General features: G+C 39.5%; 37 protein-coding genes. 3 read left to right on the plus strand and 34 right to left on the minus strand.

All coding sequences use genetic code 11. The annotated features are described in order from the left end of the window. Nucleotides 1-215: 215 nt before the first annotated feature. The 33 genes from rplS to rpsJ form a co-directional block, all read right to left on the minus strand. Nucleotides 216-566, minus strand: a complete 351-nt coding sequence (gene rplS, locus ACERCF_RS10235) for a 50S ribosomal protein L19 (protein WP_373625519.1) — start codon at nucleotides 564-566, stop codon at nucleotides 216-218. A gap of 25 nt (nucleotides 567-591) precedes the next feature. Further along, on the minus strand, nucleotides 592-1347 hold the full coding sequence (gene trmD / locus ACERCF_RS10240) for a tRNA (guanosine(37)-N1)-methyltransferase TrmD (protein ID WP_373625520.1): 756 nt from the start codon (nucleotides 1345-1347) through the stop codon (nucleotides 592-594). 44 nt (nucleotides 1348-1391) lie between these two features. Further along, nucleotides 1392-1919, minus strand: coding sequence for a ribosome maturation factor RimM (gene rimM / locus ACERCF_RS10245; protein ID WP_006251488.1), 528 nt, complete (start codon nucleotides 1917-1919; stop codon nucleotides 1392-1394). 32 nt (nucleotides 1920-1951) lie between these two features. Beyond that, nucleotides 1952-2200, minus strand: a complete 249-nt coding sequence (gene rpsP / locus ACERCF_RS10250; protein WP_373611705.1) for a 30S ribosomal protein S16 — start codon at nucleotides 2198-2200, stop codon at nucleotides 1952-1954. A 159-nt stretch (nucleotides 2201-2359) separates the two neighbouring features. Next, nucleotides 2360-3364 carry a hypothetical protein gene (locus tag ACERCF_RS10255; protein WP_373625521.1) on the minus strand — a complete coding sequence of 335 codons (1005 nt, stop codon included), beginning with the start codon at nucleotides 3362-3364 and terminating at the stop codon, nucleotides 2360-2362. Nucleotides 3365-3563: 199 nt separating this feature from the next. Then, nucleotides 3564-3950 carry a 50S ribosomal protein L17 gene (gene rplQ / locus ACERCF_RS10260; protein ID WP_025216422.1) on the minus strand — a complete coding sequence of 129 codons (387 nt, stop codon included), beginning with the start codon at nucleotides 3948-3950 and terminating at the stop codon, nucleotides 3564-3566. A 33-nt stretch (nucleotides 3951-3983) separates the two neighbouring features. Next, nucleotides 3984-4973 (minus strand): DNA-directed RNA polymerase subunit alpha, encoded by a 990-nt coding sequence (locus ACERCF_RS10265; protein ID WP_373625522.1) that lies wholly within the window; start codon nucleotides 4971-4973, stop codon nucleotides 3984-3986. Nucleotides 4974-5003: 30 nt separating this feature from the next. Then, nucleotides 5004-5630 (minus strand): 30S ribosomal protein S4, encoded by a 627-nt coding sequence (gene rpsD, locus ACERCF_RS10270; RefSeq protein WP_006250017.1) that lies wholly within the window; start codon nucleotides 5628-5630, stop codon nucleotides 5004-5006. Nucleotides 5631-5658: 28 nt separating this feature from the next. Continuing rightward, nucleotides 5659-6048: a 30S ribosomal protein S11 gene (gene rpsK / locus ACERCF_RS10275; RefSeq protein ID WP_005705959.1), complete on the minus strand. Its 390-nt coding sequence runs from the start codon at nucleotides 6046-6048 to the stop codon at nucleotides 5659-5661. A gap of 16 nt (nucleotides 6049-6064) precedes the next feature. Then, complete coding sequence (rpsM, locus tag ACERCF_RS10280) at nucleotides 6065-6421, minus strand: 30S ribosomal protein S13 (RefSeq protein ID WP_005599322.1); 357 nt, start codon at nucleotides 6419-6421, stop codon at nucleotides 6065-6067. A 138-nt stretch (nucleotides 6422-6559) separates the two neighbouring features. Next, nucleotides 6560-6673 carry a 50S ribosomal protein L36 gene (gene rpmJ / locus ACERCF_RS10285; RefSeq protein WP_006250018.1) on the minus strand — a complete coding sequence of 38 codons (114 nt, stop codon included), beginning with the start codon at nucleotides 6671-6673 and terminating at the stop codon, nucleotides 6560-6562. 24 nt (nucleotides 6674-6697) lie between these two features. Next, entirely contained in the window at nucleotides 6698-8017 is a 1320-nt protein-coding gene (gene secY, locus ACERCF_RS10290; RefSeq protein WP_373611702.1) for a preprotein translocase subunit SecY, read from the minus strand. A 3-nt stretch (nucleotides 8018-8020) separates the two neighbouring features. Continuing rightward, nucleotides 8021-8455: a 50S ribosomal protein L15 gene (gene rplO, locus ACERCF_RS10295; protein ID WP_025236911.1), complete on the minus strand. Its 435-nt coding sequence runs from the start codon at nucleotides 8453-8455 to the stop codon at nucleotides 8021-8023. Nucleotides 8456-8459: 4 nt separating this feature from the next. Continuing rightward, nucleotides 8460-8636 (minus strand): 50S ribosomal protein L30, encoded by a 177-nt coding sequence (gene rpmD / locus ACERCF_RS10300; protein WP_006250021.1) that lies wholly within the window; start codon nucleotides 8634-8636, stop codon nucleotides 8460-8462. Between the two features lie 6 nt (nucleotides 8637-8642). Next, nucleotides 8643-9143, minus strand: a complete 501-nt coding sequence (rpsE, locus tag ACERCF_RS10305; RefSeq protein ID WP_373625523.1) for a 30S ribosomal protein S5 — start codon at nucleotides 9141-9143, stop codon at nucleotides 8643-8645. 14 nt (nucleotides 9144-9157) lie between these two features. Continuing rightward, nucleotides 9158-9511, minus strand: a complete 354-nt coding sequence (gene rplR, locus ACERCF_RS10310; RefSeq protein WP_373611701.1) for a 50S ribosomal protein L18 — start codon at nucleotides 9509-9511, stop codon at nucleotides 9158-9160. Between the two features lie 14 nt (nucleotides 9512-9525). Further along, on the minus strand, nucleotides 9526-10059 hold the full coding sequence (gene rplF, locus ACERCF_RS10315; protein ID WP_373611700.1) for a 50S ribosomal protein L6: 534 nt from the start codon (nucleotides 10057-10059) through the stop codon (nucleotides 9526-9528). A gap of 16 nt (nucleotides 10060-10075) precedes the next feature. Continuing rightward, nucleotides 10076-10468 (minus strand): 30S ribosomal protein S8, encoded by a 393-nt coding sequence (gene rpsH / locus ACERCF_RS10320; protein ID WP_025216416.1) that lies wholly within the window; start codon nucleotides 10466-10468, stop codon nucleotides 10076-10078. 36 nt (nucleotides 10469-10504) lie between these two features. Beyond that, complete coding sequence (gene rpsN, locus ACERCF_RS10325) at nucleotides 10505-10810, minus strand: 30S ribosomal protein S14 (protein ID WP_373611699.1); 306 nt, start codon at nucleotides 10808-10810, stop codon at nucleotides 10505-10507. A gap of 11 nt (nucleotides 10811-10821) precedes the next feature. Further along, a complete protein-coding gene (gene rplE, locus ACERCF_RS10330) occupies nucleotides 10822-11361 on the minus strand; it encodes a 50S ribosomal protein L5 (RefSeq protein WP_025236914.1) in 540 nt (179 codons plus the stop codon). Nucleotides 11362-11378: 17 nt separating this feature from the next. Further along, complete coding sequence (gene rplX / locus ACERCF_RS10335) at nucleotides 11379-11690, minus strand: 50S ribosomal protein L24 (RefSeq protein ID WP_283386706.1); 312 nt, start codon at nucleotides 11688-11690, stop codon at nucleotides 11379-11381. 10 nt (nucleotides 11691-11700) lie between these two features. Continuing rightward, on the minus strand, nucleotides 11701-12072 hold the full coding sequence (gene rplN, locus ACERCF_RS10340; RefSeq protein ID WP_005711998.1) for a 50S ribosomal protein L14: 372 nt from the start codon (nucleotides 12070-12072) through the stop codon (nucleotides 11701-11703). A 315-nt stretch (nucleotides 12073-12387) separates the two neighbouring features. Next, the gene (gene rpsQ, locus ACERCF_RS10345) at nucleotides 12388-12645 is read right to left on the minus strand and encodes a 30S ribosomal protein S17 (protein ID WP_273749422.1); all 258 of its coding nucleotides are present in this window, start codon (nucleotides 12643-12645) and stop codon (nucleotides 12388-12390) included. Beyond that, nucleotides 12645-12836 carry a 50S ribosomal protein L29 gene (gene rpmC / locus ACERCF_RS10350; RefSeq protein WP_005711179.1) on the minus strand — a complete coding sequence of 64 codons (192 nt, stop codon included), beginning with the start codon at nucleotides 12834-12836 and terminating at the stop codon, nucleotides 12645-12647. Before rpmC ends, rpsQ begins: the two co-directional genes overlap by 1 nt. After that, nucleotides 12836-13246, minus strand: coding sequence for a 50S ribosomal protein L16 (gene rplP, locus ACERCF_RS10355; protein WP_025218237.1), 411 nt, complete (start codon nucleotides 13244-13246; stop codon nucleotides 12836-12838). Before rplP ends, rpmC begins: the two co-directional genes overlap by 1 nt. A gap of 12 nt (nucleotides 13247-13258) precedes the next feature. Beyond that, nucleotides 13259-13966: a 30S ribosomal protein S3 gene (gene rpsC / locus ACERCF_RS10360; RefSeq protein ID WP_373611697.1), complete on the minus strand. Its 708-nt coding sequence runs from the start codon at nucleotides 13964-13966 to the stop codon at nucleotides 13259-13261. A 19-nt stretch (nucleotides 13967-13985) separates the two neighbouring features. Beyond that, the gene (rplV, locus tag ACERCF_RS10365; RefSeq protein WP_005599292.1) at nucleotides 13986-14318 is read right to left on the minus strand and encodes a 50S ribosomal protein L22; all 333 of its coding nucleotides are present in this window, start codon (nucleotides 14316-14318) and stop codon (nucleotides 13986-13988) included. Between the two features lie 10 nt (nucleotides 14319-14328). Beyond that, a complete protein-coding gene (gene rpsS, locus ACERCF_RS10370; protein ID WP_005539416.1) occupies nucleotides 14329-14604 on the minus strand; it encodes a 30S ribosomal protein S19 in 276 nt (91 codons plus the stop codon). Between the two features lie 30 nt (nucleotides 14605-14634). Continuing rightward, nucleotides 14635-15456 carry a 50S ribosomal protein L2 gene (rplB, locus tag ACERCF_RS10375; protein WP_373611696.1) on the minus strand — a complete coding sequence of 274 codons (822 nt, stop codon included), beginning with the start codon at nucleotides 15454-15456 and terminating at the stop codon, nucleotides 14635-14637. Nucleotides 15457-15474: 18 nt separating this feature from the next. After that, nucleotides 15475-15780, minus strand: coding sequence for a 50S ribosomal protein L23 (gene rplW, locus ACERCF_RS10380; RefSeq protein ID WP_373611695.1), 306 nt, complete (start codon nucleotides 15778-15780; stop codon nucleotides 15475-15477). Then, entirely contained in the window at nucleotides 15777-16379 is a 603-nt protein-coding gene (gene rplD / locus ACERCF_RS10385; protein ID WP_025236920.1) for a 50S ribosomal protein L4, read from the minus strand. Before rplD ends, rplW begins: the two co-directional genes overlap by 4 nt. Nucleotides 16380-16394: 15 nt before the next feature. Then, complete coding sequence (gene rplC, locus ACERCF_RS10390; RefSeq protein ID WP_373625524.1) at nucleotides 16395-17027, minus strand: 50S ribosomal protein L3; 633 nt, start codon at nucleotides 17025-17027, stop codon at nucleotides 16395-16397. A 25-nt stretch (nucleotides 17028-17052) separates the two neighbouring features. Beyond that, nucleotides 17053-17364: a 30S ribosomal protein S10 gene (rpsJ, locus tag ACERCF_RS10395; RefSeq protein ID WP_001181005.1), complete on the minus strand. Its 312-nt coding sequence runs from the start codon at nucleotides 17362-17364 to the stop codon at nucleotides 17053-17055. A 565-nt stretch (nucleotides 17365-17929) separates the two neighbouring features. Here rpsJ and ACERCF_RS10400 point away from each other — a divergent pair. Continuing rightward, nucleotides 17930-18463 carry a TfoX/Sxy family DNA transformation protein gene (locus ACERCF_RS10400; RefSeq protein WP_373625525.1) on the plus strand — a complete coding sequence of 178 codons (534 nt, stop codon included), beginning with the start codon at nucleotides 17930-17932 and terminating at the stop codon, nucleotides 18461-18463. 144 nt (nucleotides 18464-18607) lie between these two features. After that, complete coding sequence (gene fumC / locus ACERCF_RS10405; RefSeq protein ID WP_373611690.1) at nucleotides 18608-20002, plus strand: class II fumarate hydratase; 1395 nt, start codon at nucleotides 18608-18610, stop codon at nucleotides 20000-20002. A gap of 117 nt (nucleotides 20003-20119) precedes the next feature. Here the strand turns inward: fumC and ACERCF_RS10410 are convergent, their stop codons facing one another. Continuing rightward, nucleotides 20120-20488 (minus strand): transcriptional regulator, encoded by a 369-nt coding sequence (locus ACERCF_RS10410; RefSeq protein ID WP_373611689.1) that lies wholly within the window; start codon nucleotides 20486-20488, stop codon nucleotides 20120-20122. Between the two features lie 130 nt (nucleotides 20489-20618). Between ACERCF_RS10410 and ACERCF_RS10415 the strand changes: the two genes are divergently transcribed. Beyond that, on the plus strand, nucleotides 20619-20822 hold the full coding sequence (locus ACERCF_RS10415) for a hypothetical protein (RefSeq protein ID WP_373611688.1): 204 nt from the start codon (nucleotides 20619-20621) through the stop codon (nucleotides 20820-20822). Nucleotides 20823-20845: the final 23 nt, after the last annotated feature.

A 20845-nucleotide genomic window follows, 5' to 3' on the forward strand; every position in this document is an offset into this window, starting at 1 on the left:
CGCACCCATCAAGGCAAAATGTGCTGTGGTAGAACACCAATGGAAACATTACTTGATGGAAAACGTATTTGGGCAGAAAAGAATTTAGGCTCAAATTAATCTGACAGACGCATCATTTTAAACGGGGGGCTGTCAGATTAGGTTTGATCTTCTACAGTAAAACAAAAGCCTTGAGTTTCCTCAAGGCTTTTGTGCATTTCACTGCTTTGTAGCAATTAGTCGCCAAGACGCTCTTTGATACGTGCAGATTTACCAGAACGCTCACGTAAGTAGTAAAGTTTAGCTTTACGTACCGCACCTTTACGTTTAACAGAAATGGTGTCGATTACTGGTGAGTGAGTTTGGAATGTACGCTCAACGCCTACGCCGTTTGAAATTTTACGTAGAGTGAATGCAGAGTGCAAGCCACGGTTACGAATTGCAATAACCACGCCTTCGAACGCTTGCAAACGTTTTTTACTACCTTCTACTACCCATACCTTAACTTCTAATGTGTCACCTGGACGGAAGCTAGGTAAGTCTTGTTTTAACTGTTCTTGTTCAAGTTGTTTGATGATGTTACTCATTTTGAAAACCTTCTAAATCCTAGAATTAACTGATTTTGTGTTGTTTTTTAATTTTAGCTAACAACACGCGTTGTTCGTCAGTCAGAGCTAGGCTATCCAATAGCTCAGGGCGTCTTAACCACGTTCGTTCAAGCGATTGCTCTAATCGCCATTTGCGAATTTGTTCATGGTGTCCAGACATCAGCACTTCCGGAACAGGCATACCGTCTAATACTTCAGGGCGGGTATAGTGTGGGCAATCTAGTAATCCTTCTGCGAAAGAATCTTCTAACGCTGAAGCCTGCTTACCCAATACGCCCGGAACAAATCTTGCAATAGCATCAATTAATGTCATTGCAGGCAGTTCCCCCCCTGTTAGAACATAATCTCCGATTGACCATTCTTCATCAACTTCGGTTTGAATCAATCTCTCATCAACCCCTTCATATCGTCCACAGATTAAAATCAATTTCTGATTTGAAGCCAGCGTTTGCACGCCTGTTTGATCGAGTTTACGTCCTTGCGGTGAAAGATAAATCACTTTAGCTTCACCACCATCTACTGCTGATGCTGCCTTTTTTGCTGCGTGAATCGCATCACGCAACGGCTGCACCATCATTAACATTCCCGGCCCACCGCCATAAGGACGATCATCAACCGTTTTATGTTTATCTAATGTGAAATCACGTGGATTCCAACATTCGATTTGCAATAGATTTTGCTTAACTGCACGTCCTGTCACCCCGAAATCGGTAATTGCTTTAAACATTTCAGGAAACAGTGAAATAATACCAATCCACATCTTAACGCCTCAAATGTTTTCCAAAGCTCACCGCATACCTGAGGTTAGAAACCAGCGTCCCACTCCACCGTTATGGCTTTGGTGGCGAGATCTACTCTTTTAACTACTTGTTCGTACAAAAACGGAATTAATCGTTCTTGTTTACCAAAAGCATCTTTGCTGTTTGCACGCACCACTAATACATCATTTGAACCTGTTTCCATCATTTCGGTTACAGTTCCCATTGTGTAGCCTTCCAAGTTTACTACTGTACAGCCGATTAAATCGTGCCAATAGTAATCCCCTTCTTCCAATTCAGGAAATACAGATAAATCTACACCGATTTCGGCATTCGTTAATAACTGTGCGGCTTCACGGTCTTCCGTACCTTTTAACTTCACAATCAAATCGTTGCTGTGATAACGCCAACTTTCTAATTCGACTGGCTGCCAGTTGCCTTTAATTTTTAAAAACCACGGCTGATAGTCGAAAATGCTTTCAGATTGTTCTGTTGATGAATAGAGGCGTAACCAGCCACGGATACCATAGGTTGAACCTAATTTACCGACAACTTCAATTTTTTGTTCGCTCATACTCACCTACTTATTTAATTTTGGCTTATAAATTAAGCTGCTTTGCGAGCTTCTTTAACTAAAGAAGCAACACGGTCTGATAAATCAGCACCTTTAGCAATCCACGCATCAACTTTAGCCACGTCTAAGCGTAAACGCTCAGCTTGACCAGATGCTAATGGGTTGAAGAAACCGATACGCTCGATAAAGCGACCATCACGAGGTGAACGGCTGTCCGCTACCACGATTTGGTAAAATGGGCGTTTTTTAGCTCCGCCACGAGTTAAACGAATGGTTACCATAACCTTTCCTCTAAATGTTGATAGTAAAAAATAAACCCTCGTTCGAGGTGAGGGTAACGAACTTGCTCCCAAGAGGGAAAACAAGCGGTCAAATTATACAGATTTTTTGCGAAAATTCAAGCATAAAGAAAAGCACCTGCAAGTAACAGGTGCTTTTAGTCAGAATGAATTAGAGATAGTTAAATCTTTACACTTTTTATCATCGACATGGCTAGTATGGCATACTCGTGGATTTTTCACTTTAAGTGTTCCAAGTTCGCCTTTCGATATAGGTACATATCTTTTATCATCTTCTCCAATTATTCCATAGCGTTTATATTTTCCACAATTCGGTTCTAAAACAAAACTATACTTACCTTCTCTCATATGCTCGGCAAATACCTTAATTTGAGAAGAAATTGTTTTAATTTCATACACAGTTCTAGACTCAGCAGAGCCTTTTTCACTTTGCTGAAGCTGTAAGTTAATCGCAACCTGAACCTCACTTGGGTTCTCTGTAATTTTTTTCATTTCATTAAAGGGGATATCAATCCCGATATAACGATGCTCAATAGCAGGAAGTTTACCATATGTAAAATTTTCAATTTTAAAATCAAGGTCAGATAAGCTTAAGACTAACCGTTCATTTATAGGATCATAATGAGCATTCCTTATCCAATTATAAAAAGTGAGTTTATCTATATTATATAATTTATTCATATATTCCTTAGAGAATTCGACAAGATTGACAAATTCGGCAGGTAATTTCTTATTACGCAAAAATGCTGCTTTTTCTAATTCAGAGAAGTTACTATTTTCAATATAACTATGCCAAACCTCACTAGAATAGAGAACTTCTTTATCATCTAAATTAATTTCAGAAAATTTTTTAATTTTCTCAAAGGGTATTTTTACAGTTTCGTTTATCTTAATATCTTTTGGTAAATATAAATGATAGATATTATCGAATTCTTTATCCGTTAGTGAACCATTCTGATAAGTTATAACTTCACAGGTACTATCATTAATAAAGTCATACTTTGCATCTAATTCAACAAAAGTCTTTTTTTCATCTGCTGATGAAGAACACATTCTAACTACTAATATCAAGATAAGAAAAAAGGCAAATAAAATAATTTTCTTCTTTTTACTAAAATCAAATAGATTTCTATTTAGAGATAACATAACCGATACTCGCTATTTATTTTCATATACTTACCTAGTCCGGGCAGAATTATTTATACCCATACTGTGCGTCAAGCACAGTATGGGTAAGAGTATACTCTTACGAAAAATTTAAAACAAGCGGTCATTTTTTTAGAATTTTTTGCAAAAAACAAAACCCCGATATAGCATCGGGGTTTTAGGTTCAAACTTAATCAGATTATTCCGCAGCTGCTTCAGTTGCAACTTCCGGGCGATCTACTAACTCAATGTATGCCATTGGTGCGTTATCGCCTGCACGGAAACCACATTTTAAGATGCGGGTGTAACCACCAGCACGATTTGCAAAACGTGGACCTAATTCATTGAATAATTTAGCAACTGTATCAACGTTGCGTGTACGGGCAAAAGCTAAACGGCGGTTTGCAACGCTGTCTGCTTTAGCTAAAGTAATTAACGGCTCAACTACACGACGTAACTCTTTTGCTTTTGGTAAAGTTGTCTTGATGATTTCGTGCTCAACAAGAGAACTTGCCATATTACGGAACATCGCTTGGCGATGGCTGCTGTTACGGTTTAATTGACGTCCACTCTTACGATGGCGCATAACCTATTCCTTCTTAGAAAATCTATACCGAAACTAGTCTTCTGCAATACTTGCAGGCGGCCAGTTTTCAAGGCGCATACCGAGTGATAAGCCACGAGAAGCAAGAACATCTTTAATCTCTGTAAGAGATTTTTTACCCAAGTTAGGGGTTTTAAGAAGTTCAACTTCAGTACGTTGTACTAAATCACCGATATAGTGAATTGTCTCTGCTTTCAAACAGTTAGCAGAACGAACTGTCAGCTCTAAGTCATCTACCGGACGAAGAAGAATCGGATCAAATTCCGGTTTTTCTTCTTTCACTTCAGGTTGACGAACATCACGCAAATCAACGAATGCAGCAAGTTGCTCTGCTAAAATCGTTGCAGCACGACGGATAGCCTCTTCAGGATCTAATGTACCATTAGTTTCCATCTCAATCACGAGTTTATCTAAGTCTGTACGTTGTTCAACACGAGCAGCTTCAACATTGTAAGCAATGCGATCTACTGGTGAGTAACGTGCATCTACCAATAAACGACCGATAGGACGGTCATCGTTTTGAGTATGAAGACGTGCTGATGCAGGCACATAACCACGACCACGTTGTACACGAATACGCATACTGATTGATGCATTCTTATCTGTTAAATGACAGATAATGTGATCTGGGTTTACGATTTCTACATCGCCATCGTGTGTGATGTCGGCTGCAGTTACAGGGCCAATTCCAGATTTATTGAGTGTCAAAATAATATCATCTTTATTTTGCACTTTTACCGCTAGACCTTTAAGGTTTAATAATACCTCAAGAATATCTTCCTGAACGCCTTCTTTGCTGCTGTATTCGTGTAATACACCATCAATTTCAACTTCAGTAACTGCACAACCCGGCATAGATGAAAGTAAAATGCGGCGAAGTGCGTTGCCTAATGTATGGCCAAAACCACGTTCTAACGGCTCTAATGTCACTTTAGCGCGAGTTGAACTAATTTGTTCAATATTCACTAAGTGCGGCTTTAAAAATTCTGTCACAGAACCCTGCATTTTTTCCTCTCTTTGCGGTTAAGCTAACTATTATTTAGAGTAAAGCTCAACAATCAGATGTTCATTAATATCTGCTGATAGATCTGAACGCTCTGGACGACGTTTAAATACGCCTTCCATTTTAGTCGCATCAACTTCTAACCAAGTTGGTTTTTCACGTTGAGTCGCTAATTCTAATGATGCTTTAATACGTGCTTGTTTTTTCGATTTTTCACGAACAGCAACAACATCATCAACAGAAACTTGGAATGAAGGAATGTTTACTACACGACCGTTTACTACGATTGATTTGTGGCTAACAAGCTGACGTGCTTCAGCACGAGTTGCAGCAAAACCCATACGGTAAACTACGTTATCTAAACGACCTTCTAATAATACTAATAAGTTTTCACCGGTATTACCTTTTAAGCGGTTTGCTTCAGTATAATAGTTACGGAATTGACGCTCTAAGATACCATAGATACGGCGAACTTTTTGTTTTTCACGTAACTGACTACCGTAGTCAGATAAACGTGGCTTGCGAGCACCGTGCTGACCAGGAGCTACATCAAGTCTATTTCTACATTTTGATTCAATCGCACGAACGCCTGATTTTAAGAATAAATCAGTACCTTCACGACGGCTTAGCTTGAGCTTAGGACCCAAATATCTTGCCATTTTCTTTCTCCAATTCTTTTAACGTCAATTAAACACGACGTTTTTTCGGTGGACGACAACCGTTATGTGGAATCGGAGTCACATCTGTAATGTTCGTGATACGGAAACCTGCTGCATTTAATGCACGGATTGTTGATTCACGACCTGGACCCGGACCTTTAACCATAACTTCCAAATTCTTTAAACCAAACTCTTTAACCATTTCTGCACAACGCTCTGCAGCAACTTGAGCAGCAAATGGAGTTGATTTACGAGAACCACGGAAACCTGAACCACCAGCAGTAGCCCAAGCAAGAGCATTACCTTGACGGTCAGTAATAGTAACGATTGTGTTATTGAAAGATGCGTGGATATGAGCTACGCCATCTGCAATCTGTTTTTTAACGCGCTTACGTGCGCGAACTGGTGTTTTAGCCATTATTTATCTACTCCGACTATTTTTTGATCGGTTTGCGTGGACCTTTACGGGTACGCGCATTAGTCTTAGTACGTTGACCACGTACTGGTAAACTACGACGATGACGTAAACCACGGTAGCAACCTAAGTCTAAAAGACGTTTGATGCTTAAAGTTACTTCACGACGTAAATCACCTTCGACAGTAAATTTACCAACTTCTTCACGCAGTTTTTCAATCTGCTCTTCAGACAATTCTCTGATCTTTACATCTTCAGCAATACCCGTTGCAGCACAAATAGCTTTAGCACGAGTTTTACCGATACCGTAAATTGCAGTTAATGCGATTACAGTGTGTTTTTGATCAGGAATGTTAATGCCTGCAATACGGGCCACTATGCACTCCTATTATTTAAGTTTATTGATATACTGATCTTGAAAAGCCCGTTTCAGGATACTCAAACAGTATATCAGGACGAATGAGCTGAGCAGTATAACTGCTCAGCGGGTTCTTTGCAAGAAATATGCGTAAAATTAACCTTGACGTTGTTTGTGTTTAGGGTCGCTACAAATTACACGAACCACACCTTCACGTTTGATTACTTTACAATTACGGCACATTCTTTTAACTGAAGCACGAACTTTCATTGCTTATCCTTTATTAAGGGCTTATTAATTTAAGCCTTTTAAATTAGCTTTCTTCAACACAGAATCATATTGTTGAGACATCAAATGACTCTGAACCTGTGCGATGAAATCCATAATAACAACCACTACGATTAATAAAGATGTTCCACCTAATTGGAATGGAACTTTCCATAATGACGTAATGATATAAGGAACCAAACAAACAAAAGCAATATATAACGCACCAATTAAGGTTAAACGTGTCATTACTTTATCAATATAGCGTGATGTTTGTTCGCCTGGTCGATAACCTGGTACAAACGCACCTGATTTCTTAAGATTATCCGCTGTATCACGAGGATTATACTGCATTCCCGTATAGAAGAATGCAAAGAAAATTACTGCCATTGTAAATAGGACAATATACAATGGTTGTCCTGGCTGTAATAGTTGCGAAAGATTAAATAACCATTCAAAACCTTCACTTTGACCAAACCACTGAGTAATACTCGCAGGGAATAAAATAATACTTGAAGCAAAAATTGCTGGTATTACACCTGCCATATTAACTTTTAACGGTAAGTGTGAAGATCTTGCAGGAGCCATCATTCTACCTTGTTGACGACTTGCATAATTCACAACAATTCTTCTTTGTCCGCGTTCAACAAAAACAACAAAATAAGTTACTGCAAACGCAATTATTGCGACTAATAGTAATACAATAAATGACAACTCACCTTGGCGAGCTTGTTCAATTGTTTGCCCAATAGTTGCTGGAAGATCCGCAACAATACCTGCAAAGATAATCAATGAGATACCGTTCCCGATACCACGTTCAGTGATTTGTTCACCTAGCCACATCAGGAACATTGTTCCCGTCACTAAGCTGATTACAGAAGTTACATAAAATAAGATACTTGGATTAGGAACTAATCCTTGTACCATATTCGGTAGGGCTAATGAAATACCAATAGACTGAATAAATGCTAATAGTAATGTGCCGTAACGTGTATATTTACTAATTTTTCTACGACCTGCCTCACCTTCTTTTTTTAATTCAGCTAAAGGTGGATGAATCGCTGTCAATAATTGAATAATAATTGACGCTGAAATATAAGGCATAATACCTAGTGCAAATATAGATGCACGGCTTAAAGCACCACCAGAGAACATATTGAACATATCAATGATGGTGCCTTGCTGTTGTCGAATTAATTCGGATAATACAGAAGCATCAATGCCAGGAACAGGTATAAAAGAACCGATTCGGAAAACGATTAACGCACCTAAAACAAATAACAACCTTGATTTAAGCTCGCCAGTCCCTTTTTGTGTACTACCTTGGTACCCTGGTTGCTTTGCCATCTATTATTCCTCGATAGAACCGCCAGCAGCTTCGATAGCAGCTTTAGCACCTTTAGTTACACGTAAGCCTTTAATTACCACTGCTTTATCAATTTCACCTGCTAAAATTACTTTAGCTGATAAAATATCTTTAGTAATAATATTAGCTGCTTTTAATGCTTCTAAAGTTACTTCGTTACCATCTACTTTAGCTAAGTCATTTAAACGAATTTCAGCTACATGGAATGATTTTAATGATGTAAAACCAAATTTTGGTAAACGACGATATAAAGGCATTTGACCCCCCTCGAAACCACGACGAACACGTCCGCCTGAACGAGATTTTTGACCTTTATGACCACGACCACCTGTTTTACCTAAACCAGAACCAATACCGCGACCTAAACGTTTTCCACTGTGCTTAGCACCTTCAGCTGGAGAAAGAGAATTTAAACGCATTCTATTACTCCTCTACTTTAACCATATAAGATACTTGATTGATCATACCACGCACTGCTGGTGTATCTTCAAGTTCTACAGTATGACGAATATGACGAAGACCTAAGCCTTTTAACGTTGCTTTATGTTTCGGTAACCGAGCAATAGAGCTACGAGTTTGAGTTACTTTAATTTTTGCCATATCCAATTACCCCAAAATTTCTTCAACTGCTTTGCCACGTTTTGCAGCAACCATCTCAGGTGATTTCATGTTTTCAAGTGCATCAATTGTCGCACGTACAACATTAATTGGGTTGGTTGAACCATACGCTTTAGAAAGAACGTTACGAACACCTGCAACTTCTAATACTGCACGCATTGCACCACCTGCAATGATACCCGTACCTTCACTTGCTGGTTGCATAAATACGCGTGAACCAGTGTGAGAACCTTTAACAGGATGTTGTAATGTACCTTCATTTAAAGCTACATTAATCATATTGCGACGAGCTTTTTCCATCGCTTTTTGGATTGCTGCTGGAACCTCACGTGCTTTACCGTAGCCAAAACCAACACGACCATTACCATCACCCACTACTGTTAAAGCAGTGAAACTCATGATACGACCACCTTTTACGGTTTTTGAAACACGGTTAACCGCGATTAGCTTCTCCTGCAGTTCACCAGCTTGTTTTTCGATGTTTGACATCTCAAATTCCTCTATTAGAACTGTAGACCAGCTTCACGAGCAGCATCTGCTAATGATTGCACACGACCGTGGTATTTGAAACCAGAACGATCAAACGCAACCGCTTGAATACCTTTGGCAATAGCACGCTCAGCAACGATTTTACCTACTACTGCTGCCGCATCTTTATTGCCGGTATATTTAACTTGCTCTTTAATTACTTTCTCAACAGTTGAAGCTGCTGCTAGTACTTCTGAGCCATTAGGTGCAATTACCTGCGCGTAAATATGGCGAGGTGTGCGATGCACAACTAAACGTGTTGCACCTTGCTCTCTCATTAAATGACGTGCACGGCTTGCACGACGGATACGAGCTACTTTCTTATCCATAGTGTTACCTTACTTTACTTTTTCTTCGCTTCTTTAGTACGTACTACTTCATCAGAGTAACGTACACCTTTACCTTTATAAGGCTCAGGTTTGCGATATGCACGAATATCTGCTGCCACTTGACCAATTAACTGTTTGTCAGCACTTTTCAGAATAATTTCTGTTTGTGATGGACATTCACCAGTTACGCCTGCTGGCAACGCGTGTTCTACTGGGTGAGAGAAACCTAAACTTAAAGCAACAGAGTTACCTTTCATTTGTGCTCTATAACCAACACCCAATAATTGCAATTTCTTAGTAAAGCCTTCAGTAACGCCGATCACCATATTATTTACTAGTGCACGAGCTGTACCTGCTTGAGCATCTGCATTAGCAACACCTTCGCGTGGAGCGAAAGTTAATGCATCAGCTTCTTGTTTTACTTCAACTGCATTGTGAATTTCACGAGATAACTCGCCGTTTTTACCTTTAACTGTTAATAGCTGACCGTTAAGTTTTACCTCAACACCGGCAGGAATATTAACAGGTGCTTTTGCAACACGAGACATTCTTCCTACCCCTCCATTATGCTACGTAACAGATAATTTCGCCGCCTAAGCCAGCTTGGCGAGCTGCACGGTCGGTCATTACACCTTTAGATGTAGAAACAACTGCAATACCTAAACCACCCATAACTTTTGGTAATTCATCTTTACGTTTGTAAATACGAAGACCAGGACGGCTCACACGTTGAATACTTTCTACAACTGGTTTGTTTTGGAAATATTTCAAAGTAATTTCCAGTTCAGGTTTTGCACCTTCAACAACTTTAACGCTTTCGATATAACCTTCTTCAGCTAAAACATTTGCGATAGCAACTTTTAACTTAGATGAAGGCATACTGATTGCAACTTTATTCGCAGCTTGACCGTTACGAATACGGGTCAGCATATCTGCGATTGGATCTTGCATGCTCATGTATTTACTCCCATGATTCCAAATTAAAAGAGGTTATTACCAGCTTGCCTTCTTAAGACCCGGAATTTCGCCACGCATAGCAGCTTCACGGACTTTAATACGGCTTAAACCAAACTTACGAAGTACACCATGTGGACGACCAGTTTGACGGCAACGATTACGCTGACGGATTGGGTTTGAATCACGTGGTAAAGTTTGTAACTTTAACACTGCATCCCAACGTTCTTCATCAGAAGAGTTTTCATTTGAAATAATCGCTTTTAACTCTTGACGTTTTGCGTAGAATTTATCAGCTAATTTAGCACGTTTCACATCACGTGCGATCATTGATTGTTTTGCCACGATAACCTACCTTATTTACGGAATGGGAAATTGAAAGCAGCTAATAAAGCTTGGCCTTCTTCATCGCTTTTCGCTGTTGTAGTAATAGTAATATCTAAACCACGTACACGATCTACTTTATCGTAGTCGATTTCAGGGAAAATGATTTGTTCACGAACACCCATACTGTAATTACCACGACCATCAAATGACTTAGCGTTTAAACCGCGGAAGTCACGGATACGTGGAACAGCGATAGTAATCAATCTTTCAAAGAATTCCCACATACGTTCACCACGTAGGGTTACTTTGCAACCGATTGGATACCCTTGACGGATTTTAAAGCCTGCAACAGATTTGCGAGCTTTGGTTACTAATGGTTTTTGACCGCTGATTGCTGCTAGATCTGCTACTGCGTTATCTAACAGTTTTTTGTCGGTCAATGCTTCACCCACACCCATATTCAGGGTAATCTTTTCGATTCGTGGGACTTGCATGACAGATGAGTAGTTGAATTTCTCTTTTAATTCATTAACTACTGTATCTCTGTAGTAATCATGCAGTTTCGCCATCACATTACTCCAGTTAATTAAATTAATTTCTCGTTAGATTTGAAGAAACGTACTTTTTTACCATCTTCAATTCTAAATCCTACACGGTCAGCTTTGTTCGTTTCAGGGTTGAAAATTGCAACATTTGAAGCATCAATTGCCGCTTCTTTTTTCACTAAACCACCAGCTTTACCTAATGCTGGAACTGGTTTTTCATGTTTAGTTACGATGTTGATACCCTCAACAAAAACTTTACCATTTGGTAACACTTTAGTTACCTTACCACGTTTGCCCTTATCTTTACCTGTAAGAACAATTACTTCATCGTTTTGACGGATTTTTGCAGCCATTACATTCTCCTTATAGTACTTCTGGAGCTAAAGAGATGATTTTCATAAACTTCTCAGAACGAAGTTCACGAGTCACCGGTCCAAAAATACGAGTACCGATTGGTTGCTCTGTGTTATTGTTTAAAATTACACAAGCATTGCCATCGAAACGAATAACTGCGCCATCTGGGCGACGAACACCCTTCTTGGTGCGCACAACAACTGCTTTTAACACATCACCTTTTTTAACTTTACCGCGTGGAATTGCTTCTTTCACAGTAACTTTGATGATATCTCCGATAGCAGCGTAACGACGGTGCGATCCACCTAGAACCTTGATACACATTACGCTACGAGCCCCTGAGTTATCAGCAACATCCAGCATAGTCTGTTCTTGGATCATATTAGTGCTCCGTTAAAATAAAAAAACACCCTTTCGGGACGAACCTGTTTACAGAACATAAACAGGGTGCAAAATATACTAAAAATAAAGAAATTAATCAAGTAATTTTTAAGGATTATTCTTGATTTCAATGATCTATTTTTCGTGAAGTATTTCTCTACTCATTAGTTTTTAACAAGTGGTCAAAAAACAGAGAAAATTTGCAAAAAATTAAGAAAATTTAACCGCTTGTATTGTATCGCCTCGCCTTAGCTACAATTATTATAAAATGAAAAACCCCAGCAAATTGCTGAGGTTTTATTACTTTATAGTTAATTAAGCGATAACTGCTTTTTCAACTACACGAACTAAAGTCCAAGATTTAGTTTTTGAAACAGGACGACATTCCTTAATTTCAACAACATCACCTAATTTAGCTTCGTTGTTTTCATCGTGTACGTGAAGTTTAGTAGTACGACGGATAAACTTACCATATAAAGGATGTTTAACTGTACGTTCGATAGCAACTACAAATGATTTATCCATTTTGTCGCTAACCACTTTACCTTGTACTGTACGAATTTTATCAGTCATTATTCACCCGCCTTTTCGGTTAATACAGTTTTAACTTGTGCAATACTACGACGCACTTGTTTTAACTGGTGGGTTTGTTGAAGCTGACCGGTGGCTGCCTGCATACGCAGTTTGAATTGCTCACCTAAAAGGTTTACTAATTCGCCATTCAGCTCTTCAACACTTTTGTTACGTAGTTCTTGAGCTTTCATTACATCACCGTTTTAGTTACAAATGTGGTTTTGAACGGAAGTTTAGCTGCTGCTAAAGCAAACGCATTGCGTGCAACTTCTTCAGAAACACCATCCATTTCATATAATACTTTACCCGGTTGGATTAGGGCTACCCAGTACTCAACGTTACCTTTACCTTTACCCATACGGACTTCTAATGGTTTTTCAGTGATTGGTTTGTCTGGGAAAACACGGATCCAGATTTTACCTTGACGTTTTACCGCACGACTCATCGCACGACGAGCAGCTTCAATTTGACGTGCTGTTAAACGACCACGGCCAACCGCTTTTAAACCGAATGAACCGAAGCTCACTTCTGTGCCGCCCGCGATACCACGGTTACGACCTTTGTGTACTTTACGGAATTTTGTGCGTTTTGGTTGTAACATTCAGTGATCTCCTTATTTACGACCTTTGCCACGTGGCGCCTTTTTAGGCTGTGCCGCTGGTTCTTTTTCAGATTCAATCACTGCAGCCATTCCACCAAGAATTTCACCTTTGAAGATCCACACTTTAACGCCGATTACGCCGTAAGTTGTGTGAGCTTCAGCTGTGCTATAATCGATGTCTGCACGAAGTGTATGTAGCGGTACACGACCTTCACGATACCATTCTGAGCGAGCAATTTCTGCACCACCTAAACGACCGCTAACTTCAACTTTGATACCTTTAGCACCTAATTTCATCGCGTTTTGTACCGCTTTTTTCATTGCGCGGCGGAACATTACACGACGCTCAAGTTGAGAAGCGATGCTATCTGCTACTAATTTAGCATCTAGCTCTGGTTTTTTCACTTCAGCAATGTTGATTTGAGCCGGAACACCAGCAATTTTAGCAACTGCGTTGCGTAATTTTTCAACATCTTCGCCTTTTTTACCAATAACGATACCAGGGCGAGCTGTGTGAATAGTTACACGAATACTTTTTGAAGGACGCTCAATAGTGATGCGTGATACAGAAGCATTCGCTAACTCTTTATTTAAAAATTTACGTACTTTGAAATCGCCGTCTAAATTATCAGCGAAATCTTGTGTATTCGCGAACCAAGTAGAGTTCCAAGGCTTAACAATACCAAGGCGAATACCATTAGGATGTACTTTCTGACCCATTTGTTATTCTCCTACTTAATTAACGATCTGACACAACCACAGTAATGTGGCTTGTACGTTTTAAAATACGATCTGCACGACCTTTTGCACGTGGCATTACACGTTTCATGCTTGGACCTTCATCAACGAAGATTTTAGCAACTTTAAGATCATCGACATCTGCACCGTCATTGTGCTCTGCGTTTGCAATAGCTGACTCTAATACTTTCTTAACTAAAGCAGCTGCTTTTTTGTTAGTGAAAGTTAAGATTTCTAATGCTTGCGCAACTTTTTTACCACGGATTAAGTCAGCAACTAAGCGAGCTTTTTGGGCAGAAGTACGAGCGTAACGATGTTTAGCAATAGTTTCCATCTTTTACCTCTTATTTCTTAGCTTTCTTATCTGCGGCATGACCGCGGTATGTACGAGTCGGGGCAAATTCACCTAATTTATGACCGATCATTTCATCGGAAACATAAACAGGAACGTGCTGACGACCATTATGGACTGCGATGGTCAAACCAATCATTGATGGAATGATCATTGAACGACGGGACCAAGTTTTAATTGGTTTTTTATCCCCGCTTTCCACCGCCTTCTCTACCTTCTTCAACAAGTGTAGGTCAAGGAAAGGACCTTTCTTGAGGGAACGTGGCATTGGTGTTTACCTTTTAGTTAATGAATAAAATTATTTGCCACGACGACGTACAATGAATTTATCAGTACGTTTGTTGTGACGAGTTTTCTTACCTTTGGTCTGAACGCCCCAAGGAGTAACAGGGTGTTTACCGAAGTTACGACCTTCACCACCACCGTGTGGATGGTCTACCGGGTTCATCGCAGTACCACGAACTGTTGGACGAATACCTCTCCAACGGTTTGCACCTGCTTTACCAAGAACGCGAAGCATATGCTCTGAGTTACCTACTTCACCGATAGTTGCAGTACACTCAGCTAATACTTTACGCATTTCGCCTGAACGAAGACGTAAAGTTACATAGTTACCTTCACGAGCGATAATTTGTACATATGTACCTGCAGAACGAGCGATTTGACCGCCTTTACCAGGTTTTAATTCCACGTTGTGAACAGTTGAACCAACCGGAATGTTACGCATAGGTAATGCATTACCTACTTTAATCGGAGCTGAAGCACCTGCTTGAATCGTATCACCAGCAGATAAACCTTTTGGTGCTAAGATATAACGGCGTTCACCATCTTTATAAAGAACTAATGCGATATTCGCAGAACGGTTTGGATCGTATTCTAAACGCTCAACAACACCCGGAATGTCTAATTTGTTACGTTTGAAGTCAATTAAACGGTAGTGTTGTTTATGACCGCCACCGATGTGACGAGTTGTAATACGACCTAAGTTGTTACGACCACCAGTTTTAGATTTAGAATCTAAAAGTGCTGCGAAAGGTTTACCTTTGTGTAGCTCAGTGTTAACAACTTTAACTACGTGACGACGACCAGCGGAGGTCGGCTTACATTTAACGATAGCCATTTATATTATCTCCTCTGATTACTCTGCCGTACCTTCAACGAAGTCAAGTGATTGACCTTCTTGAAGAGTTACATAAGCTTTTTTCCAGTCACTACGACGACCAACTTTAGCACCACGGCGTTTAGTTTTACCTTTAACAACCACTGTGCGAACAGAATCAACTTTAACTTCGAAAAGTTGTTCAACTGCATTTGCAATTTCAACTTTGTTTGCATCTAATGCAACTTTGAATACGATAGTATTGCCTTTTTCTGCGTTGTTTGTCGCTTTTTCAGAGATATGTGGTGCTTTTAACACATTTAGCAAACGTTCTTGTTGAATCATGCTAACATCTCCTCAATTTGTTTTACTGCATCTACAGTAACAACCACTTTGTCGAAAGCGATTAAGCTTACTGGGTCGATACCTTGAACATCACGTACATCAACTTTGTATAAGTTACGTGCTGCTAAGAATAGATTTTCATCTACGTTTGCAGTAATGATAAGAGCGTCAGTTAACGCCATATCTTTTAATTTTTGTGCTAATACTTTAGTTTTTGGTGCGTCAATTTCGAATTTCTCAACAACCACTAAACGGTCTTGACGAACTAACTCAGAAAGAATGCTTTTGATTGCACCACGGTACATTTTTTTGTTAACTTTTTGGCTGTGATCTTGTGGTTTCGCAGCAAAAGTTACACCACCTGAACGCCAGATTGGTGATTTGATATCACCAGAACGTGCACGGCCTGTACCTTTTTGACGCCAAGGTTTTTTACCTGAACCAGACACTTCAGCACGAGTTTTTTGCGCACGGCTTCCTTGACGAGCACCTGCTGCATAAGCAACAACTACTTGGTGGATTAATGCTTCATTAAACTCACGTCCGAAGGTAGTTTCAGAAACAGTTAGTGCGTTTGCACCTACAACTTGTAATTCCATCTCTATCTCCTAGACTTATGCTTTAACAGCTGGTTTCACGATAACATCACTATTAGTTGCGCCTGGAACAGCACCTTTAACTAATAATAATTTACGCTCAGCATCTACACGAACAACTTCAAGTGATTGAACAGTTACACGCTCAGCACCTAAGTGTCCTGCCATTTTTTTACCTTTAAACACACGACCTGGAGTTTGGTTTTGACCAATAGAACCAAGTACACGATGTGATAAAGAGTTACCGTGTGTAGCATCTTGAGTACGGAAGTTCCAACGTTTAACACCACCTTGGAAACCTTTACCTTTTGATGTACCAGTAACATCTACTTTTTTAACATCTGTAAAGATGTCAACATTGATTTCTTGACCTAAAGTGAACTCTTGAGTTTCACCTTCAGTACGAAATTCCCATAAACCGCGACCAGCTTCAACACCTGCTTTCACGAAATGACCTGCTTCTGGCTTAGTTACACGACTTGCTTTTTTAGTGCCGGTAGTAACTTGAATTGCAGAGTAGCCATCGTTTTCAAGGGTTTTAACTTGAGTAACACGGTTGGCTTCGATTTCGATAACGGTAACTGGAACAGACACGCCGTCTTCAGTGAAAACGCGGGTCATACCAACTTTACGACCGATTAAACCAATCATTGTAATAACCTCTTAAAATTCCCAATTAACCTAGACTAATCTGAACGTCAACGCCAGCAGCTAGATCTAAACGCATTAATGCATCAACAGTTTTTTCTGTTGGTTCAACAATATCAACTAAACGTTTGTGAGTACGGATTTCATATTGGTCACGTGCATCTTTGTTCACGTGTGGAGAAATCAATACAGTGAAACGTTCTTTACGAGTTGGTAAAGGAATTGGACCACGAACTTGTGCACCAGTACGTTTAGCTGTTTCTACGATCTCCGCAGTAGATTGATCAATTAAACGATGATCAAATGCTTTTAAGCGGATACGGATTCTTTGGTTCTGCATTAGACCAGAGCTCCAATTAAAAAATTTAGCTAATAAAAAAAACCAAACTACCAACTTAACCATTAAATTCAGATTAAGGGAGCTCAGTTAAACCTATGTAGTTCCAAGATTAGGAACATTTTTTACACTACAATATCTGTAATGTCATTTGATAAATGATTACATCAAACGTCTTTAGTTACCTAAAGCTTATCTATAATACTCTTTTTACTATACTTATGCAAGTAGTTTTTACTTTTTATCTTTTTTAACCATTAAAGTAAACATTTCAAGATACACAACTTCCTAAAGACTTCATTTGAAGTAACTCAAATAAAGTGCATTTTCAGATTTTTTTATTCAAACTTTTCGAGCCACTTCACAAATCTAAAAAATCCTTGTTGAAATTTAATCAATAACAGTATTTATTGTTCATAGACCTATAATTACATAACCTTATATGGAGTCACTATATGCAAACAGTCAATGAAATTAGAAAAGAAATCTCTCCACTATTCGAACCTATTCTTGGAGAATTTCGCGTAAAAACCTACTTTTCTTACTATGCAGTTTTAAAAATAATTTGATGATTGCATTGTATCAAAATGGAGTAACTTATCTGCGTATTTCTCAAAAAGATATACCACCTATTAGCCAACACGCCGAAACCTATAATCTATCTGACGAGAAAATAGGATTGCAAAGCAGAAAATTCTATTTTATTCCAAATACTATTTTAGCTAACTCATCAAAGTTGAATTCACTCATTCACGCTACATTAGAAGAATTGCAATCCGAAAAGCAAAAAATATATAACAAACGCTCAACTCAAATTCGCACGTTACCTAATATGAACCTAAAATTGGAAAGGATGCTGAAAAAAGTAGGAATCCTTTCAATACAAGATTTTACTGAAGTTGGTTATATTTCGGCATTTATCAAATTGGTTATGCAAGGTTTTGAAGCAACTGAAGATTTGCTATTCAAGTTGAACGGAGCCTTAAATCATCAATATATTTATACATTTAGCGAGGAACAAAAAAGAGCTATTATGCAAGAGGCTAATCAGGCTTTATATCAAGCGGGCTTTAGAAAAAGATTTAACACCTCCGTTAGATAATGTGATCCATATCATAAAATAGCAAAAAATCAATAAGGAATTGCCTCTGGCAATTCCTTTCTTTTTCCTTTCTATGCTAGTATTTGCCATACCTCTAAATAACTAGAGCTTATTGATTCTAACTTTTAAAACAAGGAGTAAATAATGACATTCCGTATCGAAAAAGACACAATGGGCGAAGTGCAAGTCCCTACCGATAAATATTGGGCGGCACAAACCGAGCGTTCACGCAATAACTTCAAAATCGGGCCGGAGGCATCAATGCCGGCGGAAATTATCGAAGCGTTTGGTTATCTGAAAAAAGCGGCTGCCTATGCCAACCACGACTTAGGCGTACTAGCGGTCGAAAAACGGGATTTAATTGCAAAAGCCTGCGATGAGATTTTGGCGAATAAGCTAGACGATCAATTCCCGCTGGTAATTTGGCAAACCGGCTCGGGTACACAGTCGAATATGAACGTGAATGAAGTGGTGGCAAACCGTGCCCACGTGTTAAACGGCGGTAAACTGGGCGAAAAATCGATTATTCACCCGAATGATGATGTGAATAAATCCCAATCGTCTAACGACACCTACCCAACCGCAATGCACATCGCCGCCTACAAAAAAGTGGTGGAACACACGCTGCCGTGCGTGAAACGCCTGCAAAAAACCTTAGCGGAAAAAGCCGAAGCCTTTAAAGATGTGGTAAAAATCGGGCGTACTCACTTAATGGACGCTACCCCGCTCACGCTCGGTCAAGAGTTCTCTGCCTATGCAGCACAGTTAGCCTTCGGCATCAAAGCATTGGAAAACACCCTGCCACACCTGCGTGAATTAGCCCTCGGTGGCACGGCAGTCGGCACCGGCTTGAATACCCCGAAAGGTTACGATGTGAAAGTTGCGGAATATATCGCAAAATTCACCGGTTTACCGTTCGTTACCGCTCAAAACAAATTTGAGGCATTAGCGACTCACGATGCGATTGTTGAAACCCACGGTGCGTTAAAACAGCTTGCAGTATCGCTCTATAAAATTGCCAACGATGTCCGCTTATTAGCCTCCGGCCCTCGTTCAGGCATTGGCGAAATTCTTATTCCTGAAAACGAGCCGGGTTCATCTATTATGCCAGGCAAAGTAAACCCAACCCAATGCGAAGCGATGACAATGGTCTGTGCCCAAGTGTTAGGCAATGATGTAACCATCTCTTTCGCCGGCACACAAGGGCATTTCCAACTGAATGTCTATAAACCGGTGATGGCGTACAACTTCCTACAATCGGCTCAACTGCTAGGCGATGCGTGTGTGTCATTTGACGAACACTGTGCAGTCGGTATTGAACCGAACTATCCTCGCATTAAACAACAGCTCGACCAATCGCTAATGTTAGTGACCGCATTAAATACCCATATCGGCTACGAAAATGCAGCGAAAATCGCCAAAACTGCCCACAAAAATGGCACAACACTGAAAGAAGAAGCGATTAACTTAGGCTTAGTCACGGCAGAACAGTTCGATGAATGGGTTCGCCCTGAGGATATGGTCGGCAGCTTGAAATAAGCCCCGACTAAATTAGACAATCTGCACTTTAAGCGTTGGTAAAAACTAACAAATTAAAGTGCAGATTTTTTTACAAGTAAAATAAAAATCCTACCGCTTAACAATCCCCCTCTTTTATCACGATTTATCTTTAAACGCAGTGATAAAACTCAACAATGCCGTTTTTTGCTGTTCAGAGAGCTTATAGATCAACTCAATTAACATTTCATCAAGGGGTGAATAGTTTGGCTCATCATCAGCAACACCATACCTCAACCATTCTGGTTTAACTGATAACCAGTCTGCTAGAGTATCTATTTTATCCTGAGATGGGATAGCTAGCCCATTTAACCATTTATGCACCGCTTGCTGGGTCACTGGCTCATTTAGGTGACGAAGGTTGAAACGCAGTGCAATATCACTGGTTTTAGTGAGCGTAGGCTGTGAATTTCTCAACGCAAACTTTAGACGCTCACTGAATTTTTCTTTATCTGAGGGTATTTTCATAAGGTAAATTATTAGCCTACCGAAAATTTTTCTGTAAACCATTTTGGTTTTATATTAAACTAATATGGTTTTAAATTGGTTTAATCTAGTTTAAAACGTTCAGATTATGTTTATTTAAAAGGAACTCATTATGAAAAAATCCATTTTTGCGTTGTTGATCTCTGTAGTCACTTTAACGGGCTGTGCTGAGTTGCAGAGTTTAGGTAATTCTGTAAAAGAAGAAGCTGTAGGTGTTGCAAAGACCGCTAAAGATAGTGCTATAACACGTGCCAAAATTGAGGCAGGAGCGAAAGCATCACAAGCAACTGGAAAAATTTTAGGTTCATCTTACTAATCTATAATGGCGATAAGAAATTA

This window comes from Mannheimia kashgarensis (assembly GCF_041807705.1).
GTDB lineage: Bacteria > Pseudomonadota > Gammaproteobacteria > Enterobacterales > Pasteurellaceae > Mannheimia.